Annotated in this window: 11 protein-coding genes; 5 read left to right on the top strand and 6 right to left on the bottom strand. The window is 70.1% G+C overall.

Features of this window, described 5'->3' with window-relative positions:
* Positions 1-94 precede the first annotated feature (94 nt).
* Complete coding sequence (gene metH, locus FB467_RS04435; RefSeq protein WP_141784017.1) at positions 95-3,754, top strand: methionine synthase; 3,660 nt, start codon at positions 95-97, stop codon at positions 3,752-3,754.
* Between the two features lie 21 nt (positions 3,755-3,775).
* Here the strand turns inward: metH and FB467_RS04430 are convergent, their stop codons facing one another.
* On the bottom strand, positions 3,776-4,168 hold the full coding sequence (locus FB467_RS04430; protein ID WP_141784016.1) for a VOC family protein: 393 nt from the start codon (positions 4,166-4,168) through the stop codon (positions 3,776-3,778).
* Positions 4,169-4,225: 57 nt separating this feature from the next.
* On the bottom strand, positions 4,226-5,785 hold the full coding sequence (locus FB467_RS04425; protein WP_141784015.1) for a long-chain-fatty-acid--CoA ligase: 1,560 nt from the start codon (positions 5,783-5,785) through the stop codon (positions 4,226-4,228).
* Positions 5,786-5,860: 75 nt separating this feature from the next.
* Between FB467_RS04425 and FB467_RS04420 the strand changes: the two genes are divergently transcribed.
* Together FB467_RS04420 and FB467_RS04415 are read left to right on the top strand one after the other, a co-directional pair.
* Entirely contained in the window at positions 5,861-6,196 is a 336-nt protein-coding gene (locus FB467_RS04420; protein WP_141784014.1) for an ArsR/SmtB family transcription factor, read from the top strand.
* On the top strand, positions 6,193-7,065 hold the full coding sequence (locus FB467_RS04415) for an SRPBCC family protein (RefSeq protein WP_141784013.1): 873 nt from the start codon (positions 6,193-6,195) through the stop codon (positions 7,063-7,065). The genes FB467_RS04420 and FB467_RS04415 overlap by 4 nt, the downstream gene beginning before the upstream one ends.
* Before the next feature lie 147 nt (positions 7,066-7,212).
* Here FB467_RS04415 and FB467_RS04410 read toward each other — a convergent pair whose 3' ends face one another.
* Entirely contained in the window at positions 7,213-8,751 is a 1,539-nt protein-coding gene (locus FB467_RS04410; RefSeq protein WP_141784012.1) for an HNH endonuclease signature motif containing protein, read from the bottom strand.
* Positions 8,752-8,946: 195 nt separating this feature from the next.
* Positions 8,947-9,930 carry a helix-turn-helix transcriptional regulator gene (locus tag FB467_RS04405; protein WP_141784011.1) on the bottom strand — a complete coding sequence of 328 codons (984 nt, stop codon included), beginning with the start codon at positions 9,928-9,930 and terminating at the stop codon, positions 8,947-8,949.
* Positions 9,931-9,993: 63 nt separating this feature from the next.
* On the opposite strand from FB467_RS04405, the gene FB467_RS19270 reads away from it, so the two are divergent.
* Positions 9,994-11,037 carry an ABC transporter ATP-binding protein gene (locus FB467_RS19270; RefSeq protein WP_194288319.1) on the top strand — a complete coding sequence of 348 codons (1,044 nt, stop codon included), beginning with the start codon at positions 9,994-9,996 and terminating at the stop codon, positions 11,035-11,037.
* Positions 11,034-11,846: an ABC transporter permease gene (locus tag FB467_RS04395; RefSeq protein WP_141784010.1), complete on the top strand. Its 813-nt coding sequence runs from the start codon at positions 11,034-11,036 to the stop codon at positions 11,844-11,846. The genes FB467_RS19270 and FB467_RS04395 overlap by 4 nt, the downstream gene beginning before the upstream one ends.
* Positions 11,847-11,872: 26 nt before the next feature.
* Here FB467_RS04395 and FB467_RS04390 read toward each other — a convergent pair whose 3' ends face one another.
* Both FB467_RS04390 and FB467_RS04385 read right to left on the bottom strand, forming a co-directional pair.
* On the bottom strand, positions 11,873-12,316 hold the full coding sequence (locus FB467_RS04390) for a type II toxin-antitoxin system VapC family toxin (protein ID WP_141784009.1): 444 nt from the start codon (positions 12,314-12,316) through the stop codon (positions 11,873-11,875).
* On the bottom strand, positions 12,313-12,576 hold the full coding sequence (locus FB467_RS04385; protein ID WP_141784008.1) for a type II toxin-antitoxin system VapB family antitoxin: 264 nt from the start codon (positions 12,574-12,576) through the stop codon (positions 12,313-12,315). The genes FB467_RS04390 and FB467_RS04385 overlap by 4 nt, the downstream gene beginning before the upstream one ends.
* Positions 12,577-12,630 lie beyond the last annotated feature (54 nt).

The raw sequence follows: 12,630 nt of genomic DNA, 5'->3' as shown, positions 1-12,630 counted from the left end.
TAAGACGTTCCGGCGCACGGGGTACGTTGCAGCAGGGGCTATCCTGCCGGGGAGGTATCCCCAAGACCACAGCCGTGGCAGACGAGGTGAGCAGATGACTCCCAGCACGAGCGTCCCCGACATCCGTTCGGCGGCGACCGACCGCATCCTCGTCCTGGACGGGGCCTGGGGCACCCTGCTCCAGCAGTTCGACCTGACCGACGAGGACTTCCGCTTCGAGGGGGCCGCGGAGGGTCGCAGCTACGCCGGCAACTTCGACCTGCTCCAGCTCACCCGCCCCGACGTGGTCGCGCAGGTGCACCGCCGCTACCTCGAGGCCGGCGCCGACATCACCACGACCAACACGTTCACCTCCACCGCCATCGCCCAGGCGGACTACGGCACCGAGCACCTGGTCCGCGAGCTGAACGCCGCCGCGGCCCGGATCGCCCGGCAGACCGCCGACGAGGTAGCCGCCGAGGACGGCCGGCCCCGCTGGGTCGCCGGTGCGCTCGGCCCGACCAACCGCACCGCCTCGCTGTCCCCGGACGTAGAACGCCCCGAGTACCGCGCGATCACCTACCGGCAGCTGCACGACGCGTATGCCGAGCAGGTCCGGGGACTGCTCGAGGGCGGGGCCGACCTGCTGCTGGTCGAGACCGTCTTCGACACCCTCAACGCCAAGGCGGCCCTCGCCGGGATCGAGACCGTGCTCACCGAGCTGGGCCGCCGGGTCCCGGTCATCGTCTCCGGCACCATCACCGACGCCTCCGGCCGCACCCTGTCCGGACAGACGCCCGAGGCGTTCGCCGTCTCCACCCAGCACGCCGACCTGCTCGCCCTGGGCCTGAACTGCGCGCTCGGACCCGAGGCGCTGCGCCCCCACCTGCGGGAGATCGCCGGCTCCACCGAGGCCCTGGTCTCCGTGCACCCCAACGCCGGGCTGCCCAACGCCTTCGGCGGCTACGACGAGACCCCCGAGCAGATGGCCCGGGTCATCGGCGAGTTCGCCGAGGAGGGCCTGGTCAACATCGTCGGCGGGTGCTGCGGCACCACCCCCGAGCACATCACCGCGATCGCCGACGCCGTGCGCGAGGCGAGCCCGCGCACCCCCGGCACGCGGACGGCATACCTGCGGTTGTCCGGCCTCGAGCCGTTCACCCTCACCCCCGAGACCAACTTCGTCAACGTCGGTGAGCGGACCAACATCACCGGCTCGCCCAAGTTCAAGAAGGCCGTGCTGGAGGGCGACTGGGACGCCGCCGTGCAGATCGCCCGCCAACAGGTCGACGCCGGCGCGCAGCTGATCGACGTCAACGTCGACGAGGGGATGCTCGACGGGGTCCAGGCGATGACCCACTTCCTCAACCTGCTGGCCGGCGAGCCGGACATCTCCCGGGTGCCCGTCATGGTCGACTCCTCGCGCTGGGAGGTGCTGGAGGCGGGCCTGGAGTGCCTGCAGGGCCGCGGGGTGGTCAACAGCATCTCGCTCAAGGACGGCGAGGAGGAGTTCCTGCGCCGCGCCGAGCAGGTCAAGCACTACGGGGCGGCGGCCGTCGTGATGGCCTTCGACGAGCAGGGGCAGGGCGACACCCTGGAGCGCCGCACGCAGATCTGCGAGCGCGCCTACCGGCTGCTCACCGAGCAGGTCGGCTTCGACCCGCACGACATCATCTTCGACCCCAACGTGCTCACCGTCGCGACCGGCATGTCCGAGCACGACCGGTATGCCCTGGACTTCATCGAGGCCACGCGCTGGATCAAGGAGCACCTGCCCGGCGCGCTGGTCAGCGGCGGCATCTCCAACGTCTCGTTCTCCTTCCGCGGCAACAACACCGTCCGCGAGGCGATGCACGCGGTCTTCCTCTACCACGCGATCCGCGCCGGGCTGGATATGGGCATCGTCAACGCCGGCATGCTCGGCGTCTACGAGGAGATCGACCCCACGCTGCGTGAGGCGGTCGAGGACGTCGTCCTGGCCCGGCGCGAGGACGCCACCGACCGGTTGATCGAGCTCGCCGAGTCCTACAAGGGCCAGACCAAGGAGGTGTCCGCCAGCGCCGCCCTGGCCTGGCGCGACGCCCCCGTGGTCGAGCGGATGCGGCACGCGCTGGTGCACGGCATCAGCGACTACGCCGTCGAGGACGCGGAGGAGGCCTACCAGGAGCTGGGCTCCGCCCTGGAGGTCATCGAGGGCCCACTGATGGACGGCATGGACGTGGTCGGGGACCTGTTCGGCTCCGGCAAGATGTTCCTGCCCCAGGTGGTCAAGTCCGCCCGGGTGATGAAGAAGGCGGTCGCCCACCTGACCCCCTACCTGGAGGCCGCCGCCGTGGACACCGGCGGGCACACCAAGGGCAAGATCGTGCTGGCCACCGTCAAGGGCGACGTGCACGACATCGGCAAGAACATCGTCGGCGTCGTGCTCGCCTGCAACGGTTACGACGTGACCGACCTCGGCGTGATGGTCCCCGCCGAGAAGTTGCTGGACACCGCCGCCGACCTGGGCGCGGACATCGTCGGCGTCTCGGGGCTGATCACCCCCAGCCTGGACGAGATGGTCGGCGTCGCCACCGAGATGCGCCGCCGCGGGCTGCGGACCCCGCTGCTCATCGGCGGCGCCACGACCAGCGCGGCCCACACCGCCGTGAAGATCGATCCCGCCTACGACGGCACCGTCGTCCACGTCATCGACGCCAGCCGCGCGGTCGGCGTCGCCACCGAGGTCATAGGCCGCGAGGAGGAGATCGCCACCCGGGTCGGGCAGGAGTACGCCCGGCTGCGCGAGCGGCACGGCGACAAGCAGGTCCCCCTGGTCGACCTCCCCACCGCCCGGGAACAGTCCCGCCCCGTGAGCCGGTCGTCCGTCCCGGCCCCGAACCGGCTCGGCCGCGAGATCCTCGAGCCCGACCTGCGCGAGCTGGTCGACATCATCGACTGGACCCCGTTCTTCACCGCCTGGGAGCTGCGTGGCACCTTCCCCAAGATCCTGGACGACCCCCGCCAGGGCGAGGCCGCCAGCCAGCTCTACAGCGAGGCCCGCACCCTCCTGGACCGGATCCTGGACGAGGGGCTGCTCCGCGCCCGGGGCGTGGTCTCGCTCTGGCCGGCCCGCCGCTCCGGCGACGACATCCTGGTCCTCGACGCGAGCGCCGACCACCCGGCGGAGGCACCGCCGCTGGCCACACTGCATACGCTCCGGCAGCAGCGCAAGCGGGAGAACGGCTACCTGGCCCTGGCCGACTTCGTCGGCTACGAGGACGACCACGTCGGCGGCTTCGCCGTCTCCATCCACGGTGCCGAGGAACTGGCCGCGCAGTTCCGCGCGAACCACGACGACTACACCGCGATCATGGTCCAGGCGCTCGCCGACCGGCTGGCCGAGGCGTTCGCCGAGTGGCTGCACCTCTACGTCCGCCGCGACATGTGGGGCTACGCCCCCGACGAGGACCTGCCCCTCATGGAGCTCATCCGCGAGCGCTACCAGGGCATCCGCCCCGCCCCCGGCTACCCGGCCCAACCGGATCACACCGAGAAGTTCACCCTGTTCGACCTGCTCGACGCCGGCGAGGTCGGGATGGAACTCACGGAGTCCTGCGCGATGACCCCCAACTCGGCGGTCTCCGGCATCATCTTCGCCCACCCGGACTGCCGCTACTTCGCCGTCGGCAAACTGTCCGAGGACCAGGTCAAGGACTACGCCGCCCGCAAGGGTTGGACCCTCGCCGAGGCGGAGAAGTGGCTCGCTCCGAACCTGGGCTACGTCCCCGCCTGACCGCACCGCACCTGGCCGAGCTCACTCCCAGGTGACGGCCTGCTCCGCGAACTCCTGTTCCCGCTGCACCGGCACCACGCAGAAGACCAGGCCCCCGGGGTCGCGCAGGATCGCATACCCCGTGCGGTCCTCCAGGACCTCGGCGCCGAGGGCCACGACCCGGGCGACCTCCGCGGGGACGTCATCGGTCTCGATGTCCAGGTGCACCCGCGGCGCGGTCCCGCTGCCGGTCCGCTGCACCTCCAGACCGACCCCTCCCGGCAACGACGGCAACTCCAGGTAGGGGTCCTCCTCCGAGGGCCCCTGCGCCGAGACGGACGGGCCCCCGAGCACCCCGGACCAGAAGGTCGTGGCGGCCGCGGCGGACTCCTCCGGGTGGTCGATGAGCACGACTCCAATTCGACTGCGATGCATGACTCCACGATAGGAGCAGCACCGGCCGTCCGCTCGTCGGAAGCCCGGCGCCGCGGGTCAGCCCAGTTCGCGCTTGAGGATCTTGCCCGTCGCGGTCATCGGCAGGTTGCCCACGATCTCCACGCTGCGTGGGTACTTGTAGGCGGCGAACTGCTCCTTGCCCCAGGCCACCAGCTCCTCGGCGGTCACCTCGGCCCCCTGCTCGGGGATCACGAACGCCTTGATCTCCTCACCCAGGGACTCGTGCGGCACCCCGATCACCGCCGCCAGCGAGACGGCCGGGTGGCTCATCAGGACCTCCTCGAGCTCGCGGGGGTACACGTTGAACCCGCCGCGCAGGATCATGTCCTTGGCTCGGTCGACGATGTAGTAGTACCCGTCGGCGTCCTTGCGGCCCAGGTCTCCGGAGCGGAACCAACCGTCCCGCATCGCCTCGTCGGTGGCCTCCGGCCGGTTGTAGTAGCCCTTCATGATGTTGGGCCCCTTGATCGCGATCTCGCCCACCGCATCGGGGTCTGCGGTCAGGTCGACCTCGGACCAGTCGGCCTGGATGAGCTTCATCTCCACCTCGGGGATGGGCACCCCGATCGACCCGACCCGCGGGTCCTCCCCGAAGACCGAGAAGGAGGCGACCGGCGAGGTCTCCGACAGGCCGTACCCCTCCAGGATCGTCACCCCGAACCGTTCCTTGAATGCCTTGTGCACCTCGACCGGCAGCGCCGACCCACCGGCGGCCGCGACCCGCAGGTTCTTCGCGATCGCCCCGACGTCGACGGTGTCGTCCAGCGCCCCCAGCAATCCCCAGTACATCGTCGGCACCCCGGCAAAGAAGCTCACCTGCTCCCGCAGCATGAGCCCCAGGGCCGCCTTCGCCTCGAACCTCGGCAACATCACGACGGTGCCGCCGAAGGCGAAGCCGGCGTTCTGGATGACCGTCTGCCCGAAGGAGTGGAACAGCGGCAGCACGCACAGGTAGGTGTCCGGCCGCTCCGCGTCCGCATCGAACAACTGGTCCGAGACCAGCGCGTTGGACAGCATGTTGGAGTGCTTGAGCTCGGCCCCCTTGGGCTGGCCCGTCGTGCCCGAGGTGTAGAGGATCACGGCCGTGTCGTCATCCGCGGTCTCGTGCGAGGAGAAGGTCGGCTCCTGCCCGGCCATGCCCTGCCCCAACGTGCTGGTGCCTTCGATCGGGGAGTCGGCCCCGGGATCGGCCGTGATCACCAGGAAGTGCTCGCACGAGTCGACCTGCTCGAAGGCCGCGTGCCCTTCCTGCGCCATCGGCAACTCCGGGGTCCCTTCGAAGCAGACGTATGCCGTGGCCTCCGAGTCCTTCAGGTGATACGCGACCTCCCGGGCCTTGAGCAGCACGTTGAGCGGCACCACCGTCGCGCCGGTCTTGAGGATGCCGAAGTAGACCATCGAGAAGTACGGCAGGTTGGGGCAGCTCAGCGCCACCTTGTCCCCCGGCCCGACGCCCTTGCCGGCCAACAGGTTCGCGACCTGGTTGGCCGCCCCGTTCACCTGGGCGTAGGTGAGTCGAGTGTCGCCGAGGACGATCGCCTCCCTCGTCGGGTAGCGCTCGGCGGACCGTTCCAGCAACATTGACAGGTTCGACATGGGGTAAACGTACTGGCCGGTCACCCGTTGCGCGACCCCTTGCCCGCCACTTCTGTCCCTGCAATAGTTAACTTGATGGTTAACTCTTATCCGGACCCGAGCACGGCGGTCTTCGCCGCGCTCGGCGACCCCACCCGGCAGCACCTGGTGCGCCTGCTCGCCACCGGGGAGAGCACCGTCTCCGCGCTGGCCGCCCAGCTGCCGATCAGCCTGCCCGGGACCCTCAAGCACCTCGGCGTCCTGGAGCGCGCCGGCATCATCGACCGCACCAAGTCCGGCCGCACCGTCACCGTCTCGCTGCGCCCGCAGTCGCTGGCCGACGCCGAGGCCTGGTTGCGCCGCAACCGCACCTTCTGGACCCAACAGCTCGGCAACCTCGCCGACTCGTTCACCACCGAGGAGCAGGGATGAACCAGACGCTCGTCGTCACCCAGCACGTCGCCGCCCCACCCGAGACCGCGTATGCCGCCTGGCTGAGCCCCGAGGCCCTCGCCACGTGGTGGTGGGTCGCGATGGACGACACGACCTACCAGGTCGACGGCCGGGTCGACGGCACCTACCGGATCGTCTCGCCCGCTGCGGGCATCGGCGTCGAGGGCCGCTTCCTCGCCCTGGAGCCACACCGGCTGATCGAGATGACCTGGGTCTGGCTCGACCAGGACCGCCCCGGGCCCGAGGAGCACGTCCGCGTCGAGTTCGCCCCCCGCGACGGCGGCACACTCATCACGGTCACCCACACGGTCGCGCCGGACGGGGATGTCGAGGCCTACCGGCAGGGATGGGAGTACGTCCTGGGCAACCTGGCATCCTCCTCAGCCCGCTCCGTCACGCTGACCCAGCAGGTCCCCGCCCCCCGCAGCGAGGTGTACGCCGCCTGGCTGACACCCGAACGCCTGGCCACCTGGTGGTGGGCCGGGCTGCCGGACACGACCTACGAGGTCGATGCCCGGCCCGGCGGCCGGTTCCGGATCCGCTCCGAGTCGGCCGGCATCGGCGCGACCGGTAGCTACCGCGAGCTGATCGAGCCAGAGCGGATCGTCATGTCCTGGACCTGGGAGACCGGGGACGGCAGGTCGCCCGAGGACATCGTGACCGTCGAGTTCACCGATCTCGACCAGCCGGCCGGCGCCAGTGCCAGTCCCAGTGCCGACACCCTGGTCACCCTCACGCACGCGTTCGCCGTCCCCCTGAGCGACACCAGCAACCTCGAGTCGGGCTGGGCCGACGTCCTCCACGCTCTCGCCGAGGCCCGCCTGGCAGCCGCCTCACCCGAGGACTGACCGGACTGACCGCCGTATGGCCGCGCCCCGGCGAGGACATCGGCAGTCCCATACGCCCGGACACCACCCCGGGGTGCTAGTGGGCGTGCCGGTGTCCCGGGCCCCGTGTGGGGGTCCGGGTCCGGTGGTCCGGTGGGTGGGTTGGGGTCAGGCTGTTGTGGGGGCCACCCCGAGATCTCGCGGTGGACGGTACCGGGCATTCCTCACCCAGGCGTCCTTGGGTGCCCCGGGTGCCCGGAACTCCGGGATCCCGTCCTCGGGGTGGAACCTGATCACCCACCCCTGCTCATGCACCAGGTGGTGGTGGAACGCGCACAACATCACGCCCTGGTCCAGGTCCGTACGCCCTCCAGCAGCCCACGGCTGCCCCGCATGATGCAACTCACACCACCCCGGAGGACGGTCACACCCGGGCATCACACACCCCATGTCCCGCTGACCGATCGCGATCCGCTGATGCCGAGTGAACAACCGCCGCGCGACCCCGTGATCCAACGGCAACGACGACCCGTCAAAGACCTGCGGCAACACCCTTTGGTTACACGCCAACCGGCGAATCTCCCCGGCCGTCAACCGCACCCCGGTCGAGGTCGTCCCACACCCGATCCCCGAGACCAGCTTCTCCTGCGACAACGAGACCGCGACCACCGCCGCCGAACCCCCGGCCGGCGCGTACCCATCGGTCGGGGCATGCTCGATCAACGCACAGAACGCCTGACCCAACCGCTGCTGATACGACCCCTCATCCACCACACCCACCGGCCCACCGCCACCACCGGCCCCGGCGCCGCCGACACCACCAGTGCTGCCGACACCACCAGTGCTGCCGGCGTTACCGACGGCCGGGCCGAAAGCGCCCGTGGCATTACCCGACCCGTTACCGGCCCCGTTGCTGTTCGTCGGGTTGTCGGTGCGGCGCAAGTGGTTGCGGCGGGGAGAGGCGACCGCGTCCAACATCGTCTTCAACAACTCCCCGGCCACGGTCGGGATGGTGAACCCGCCCTGGTACGTCCCGGCCCCCGTATCCCGCATCCAGAACTCCGTGGCAGCCCACGCCGCCCGCTCCCGCGCCCGCACCACCTGTTCCTCATCCCGGTCCACCTGGTCCGGGGGACGGAACGCCTCAGTGATCCGGTCCCCACGGGCCCGCAGGTCCCGCAAACTCAACCCCGGCGCCTCACCCAACAACGTGGCCTCCGCGGCCTCCCGCTCCCCCTGCGTCACGTCACCGTCCAGGCCGCCCAGGATCGACCCGATCACCTGCGCCTGCGCCCGCGTGATCTCCCCGGCAGCAAACGCCCCCTCAGTCCCAGACGCCTTCGCACGCGCCAACGTCTGTCCCAGGCGGACCAGGCCATCACCCTCACGCCGGTCCCCACCAAAGTCCCCACCCAGCAACGACCCCGTCGACGCCGCCCCCGCGGCCTTGGCCGTCCCCGCGGTCTCCAACACCCTCGCGGCGGCCATCTTGTGCGCCGACAACCGCTCGACCACCCGCGCCACCCGCCCGTACAACGACCGCACCACCGCCGGCTCCAACCCCGCCCACGCCTGCACCGAAGCCGACCCCAACGACGCCTCCAACCCCGCCACCATCAACTCCACCGGATGCTCCCGCACCACCACATGCCCCGGCGCGAGGCCGTGCTCTGGCGTCTCGTCCGCTACCAACGGTTGTACCGCCACGACCCCCCACCTCCCACGGGCAAACCCCACCTGCCACACCCGGCCAGCAACCCTTCCCCAACGGCCACGAACCGAACGTTTGTCCTAATCTAAACCCACCACCCCCACCTCGTCAATACGTTCGACGAAAGAATGTACGAAAAGTTTTCAAACCCACCACCCAGCGCCCAACAGCGCCGCGATCGCCGACGAGTGTCACGGGTCGCTTGCGTGGACGGCGGACGCCACCCGGTCCGCGAAGCCGCGGGCAGCAGCCAGCACCTCGTCGGGCCCGACCAGCTCCCACTCCAGCTCCGCGGGGATCCAGATCAGGGCGGCCAACAGTTCCTGGGCGGTCGACCCCCAGATCGGCCATTCGACGGTCCCAGCAGGACCCTCGACGGCCTTGCTGGCCCAGGGACCGAAGTGGGCACGCACCTCCTCCAGGGATGCCCGCATCCGCACCACAGCCTCGAGCCGGCGGAAGTTGCCGCCACTCCCCCCGCCATGCGCCTGCTGCACGAACTCGGCAGCGTCCTTGGCCGGCAGTTCGCGCTCGGGGACCCGCACCCCGGTCGCCAGCACACGGGACAGCCTGTCGATCCGGAAGGTACGCCAGTCCACCCGGTCGACGTCCCAGGCCACGAAGTACCAGTTGCGCCCGCGCGGCACCAGCGAGTGCGGCTCCACGTGCCGCCCCGATTCCCGGCCCGCCCGGTCGGTATAGCGGAAGCGCAGCCGTTCGTGGTCGCGGCAGGCCAGCGCGAGCTGGGCCAGCACGTCGGCATCGATCGGCACTCCCGGACGGTTGGCCGGGACTGTGTGCTCCTGCAGGGCGCTCACCCTCCGGCGCAGGTTGCGCGGCAACACCTGCTCGATCTTGGCGAGCGCCGACAATGACGTCTGGTCGCCGTCGCCCACCCCTGACAGTGCCGCCGTGCGCAGCCCCACGGCGATGGTGACCGCCTCGTCATCGTTCAGCAACAGCGGCGGGACGGTGCTGCCACTCTCCAACTGGTAGCCGCCCGCGACCCCGGGGCTGGCGCCAACCCGATAGCCGAGCTCGCGGAGCCGATCCACGTCACGACGCAGGGTCCGCTCGGAGACGCCGAGCCGCCCCGCGAGCTCGGGCCCCGCCCAGAACCGGTGCGTCTGCAAGAGGGACAGGAGCCGGAGAGCGCGTGCGGTCGGATCTGACATACCCAGAACCTTAGGGAACAACGCGGCCAGGATCTGGCCGCAATGGCCCATAACCTCCCAGACATGACATCACCGATCATCAGGACCGAAGGGCTGCACAAGCAGTTCGCCGGCAAGAACGGCACCACCATCACGGCGGTCAAGGACCTCACGATGGACGTCGAGGAGGGCTCCCTGACCGCGTTCCTGGGGCCCAACGGGGCGGGCAAGTCCACGTCGCTGCGCATGCTCACGACCCTCCTCGCACCCACCTCCGGCAACGCCACCGTCTGCGGGTTCGACATCACCCGCGACCCCGCACAGGTCCGCGCCCGGATCGGCTACATCGGGCAGAAGAACGGCGCTGGCCTCTACCAGAGGGTCCGCGACGAGCTCGACATCCAGGGCTCGCTCTACGGCCTCACGAGCCGTCAGACCAGGGAGCGGGTGACCGAACTGGTCGACGTCCTGGGCCTGGGCGAGGTCGTGGACCAACCGACCATGAAGCTCTCCGGCGGCCAGCGACGCCGGGTCGACATCGCCCTCGGACTCATCCCCGGCCCCCGCCTGCTCTTCCTCGACGAGCCGTCCACCGGCCTCGACCCACAGTCCCGTGCCCACCTGTGGGAACTGGTGCTCCGGCTACGCGAGCGCTACGGGATGACCCTGCTGCTGACCACGCACTACCTGGACGAGGCCGACAACTTCGCCGAGCGGGTCCTCGTGGTGGACCACGGCGAGGTGATCGCGGACGACACCGCCACCGGGCTGAAGGCCAACCTCGCCGGCGACCGCATCACCGTCACCGCCACCGGGAGCCCCGACGACATCACCGCCATCGCGTCCCGGGCCGCCACCGCATCCGGCGCGCCCGACCCTGACCCGCGCACCGCACCAGCCGACCCGACGGATCCGGCGGGAGGCACCGAGGTGACGGTCCGCGTGAACGGAGCTGACCGCATACTCCCCGCTCTGCTGCGCGACCTGGAGGCTCGCGGGCACACCGTGCTGCGCGCGGACTCCGCACGACCCACCCTCGACGACGTCTTCCTCAGCCTCACCGGGCGCAGCCTGCGCGAGGAAGCCGAGACCACGACCGAGCCCGCCCTGACAGGAGCCGCCCGATGACTGCCCTCACCACCGTCCTGCCCGACGACACCACACCCTCCACTGACGCCCAACCCGTCGGCCTCGCCCGCAGCATCCGCAACGTCTTCGTCCGCGAGTTGCGCCCGATGCTGCGCGACCCGTTCAGCCTGGTCTTCTCGCTGATGCAGCCACTGGTCTTCCTCGCGTTCTTCGGGCCGCTGCTCGGCGGGATGACCGGCCTGCCACTGGCGGAGGCGTTCCAGTGGTTCGTCCCCGGCATCATCGTGATGATCACCCTCTTCGGCACCACGATGACCGGCTCCAACCTGCTGTTCGAGATCCAGTCCGGCGCCCACGAGCGGATGCTGGTCGCACCGGTCTCGCGACCTGCACTGCTGGTCGGGCGCGCCTGCAAGGAGATGGTGCCGCTGGTGATCCAGGCACTGGTGATCACGGGAGTCGCCGCGATCTTCGGGTTCCGTCCGTCGATCCCCGGTATGGCGATGGGCCTGGTCCTGCTCGCGGTGTTCGGCCTGGGCGTGGGTGCCCTGAGCTATGCCCTGGCGATCGCGTCGAAGGAGCGGGACTGGATGTTCTGGACCGTGCAGCAGGCACTGCTCTTCCCACTGATGATCCTCTCCGGGATGCTCCTGCCGCTGGACGTCGGGCCGCGCTGGATGCAGATCCTGTCCCAGTTCAACCCGCTCACCTACCTGGTCGAGGCCCAACGCGCCCTGGTCAACGGGCAGCTGACCGACCCAGCCGTGTGGCAGGGCGGGCTGGCGTCGGTCGTCCTCGCCGCGATCGGCCTGACCATCGGCGTCCGGGCGGTGCGGCACTCGATCTGATCGACACTCGCAGCACGGTCCGGACGTCAGCCACCGCCTCCGTCGGAGCCATCGGCATCGATGTCCTCCGAGGGAGGCAGCCCGGCTCGCCGCACGTCCGTCCGAGCGAAGCCACTGCCCTTGAAGAGCAAGGGTTCGCCCGTGACCGAGGCGAGGGCGTAGCCGAAGCAGTCTCCGAAGTTCAGCCGGGCCGCGTGCCCGGAGCCGCGACCGAAGTCCGCGTAGGCACGCCGCGCAATGTGGGCCTGCCGTGCGTCCACGGGGACCAGCTCGACACCCAAGACGTCCAGCAAGGTGTCCAGTTGGCGACTCAGGACGGGATCGCGCCGGCCGTCGACCACGATGGCGCATTCGAGGTAGGAGCCCGTCGACATACGCAACGACGCGGCCTCCTGCATCCGATTCAGCAGTTCAGTCCGCTCCGGCTCGCCGGTGAGGACAGCCACCAGCGCCGAGGTTTCCAGGATCACGTGGGCAGCCCCTGGTCGTCATACAGGTCCTCAAGATCCCGCCTCAGGGCCGCTCGGTCGGCGTCACTCAGCCGCAGGTCGATGTCCGCGAGCACGGCCTCGACCCTCGCCCTGCGCTGCTCTCGCGCCGCGGGCGCATCGAGTCCCGCGAGGTACTGGTCCAGCGCCGCCTCGATCGCCGACGTCTTGGTGGTTCCCGTGCGCCGGGCTGCCTCGCGAGCCAGGTCGTGCACGCGCTGGTTCTTGATGTTCAGACTCATCGGCCCTCTCCTGTCTACCCGATAGCGGCACCATTCAACCTTTGGCGTCCGGGC

Origin of the sequence: Ornithinicoccus hortensis (assembly GCF_006716185.1) — a bacterium.
Classification (GTDB): Bacteria; Actinomycetota; Actinomycetes; order Actinomycetales; family Dermatophilaceae; genus Ornithinicoccus; species Ornithinicoccus hortensis.
Note: the sequence above shows the minus strand (reverse complement) of the source record. Positions and strands in the feature narration are given on the sequence as shown.

Bases quoted from the DNA above. Each gene is read 5' to 3' on its own strand.
- metH (WP_141784017.1), top strand. From the start codon at position 95: ATGACTCCCAGCACGAGCGTCCCCGACATCCGTTCGGCGGCGACCGAC.
- FB467_RS04430 (WP_141784016.1), bottom strand. From the start codon at position 4,168: ATGCATCGCAGTCGAATTGGAGTCGTGCTCATCGACCACCCGGAGGAG.
- FB467_RS04425 (WP_141784015.1), bottom strand. From the start codon at position 5,785: ATGTCGAACCTGTCAATGTTGCTGGAACGGTCCGCCGAGCGCTACCCG.
- FB467_RS04420 (WP_141784014.1), top strand. From the start codon at position 5,861: ATGGTTAACTCTTATCCGGACCCGAGCACGGCGGTCTTCGCCGCGCTC.
- FB467_RS04415 (WP_141784013.1), top strand. From the start codon at position 6,193: ATGAACCAGACGCTCGTCGTCACCCAGCACGTCGCCGCCCCACCCGAG.
- FB467_RS04405 (WP_141784011.1), bottom strand. From the start codon at position 9,930: ATGTCAGATCCGACCGCACGCGCTCTCCGGCTCCTGTCCCTCTTGCAG.
- FB467_RS19270 (WP_194288319.1), top strand. From the start codon at position 9,994: ATGACATCACCGATCATCAGGACCGAAGGGCTGCACAAGCAGTTCGCC.
- FB467_RS04395 (WP_141784010.1), top strand. From the start codon at position 11,034: ATGACTGCCCTCACCACCGTCCTGCCCGACGACACCACACCCTCCACT.
- FB467_RS04385 (WP_141784008.1), bottom strand. From the start codon at position 12,576: ATGAGTCTGAACATCAAGAACCAGCGCGTGCACGACCTGGCTCGCGAG.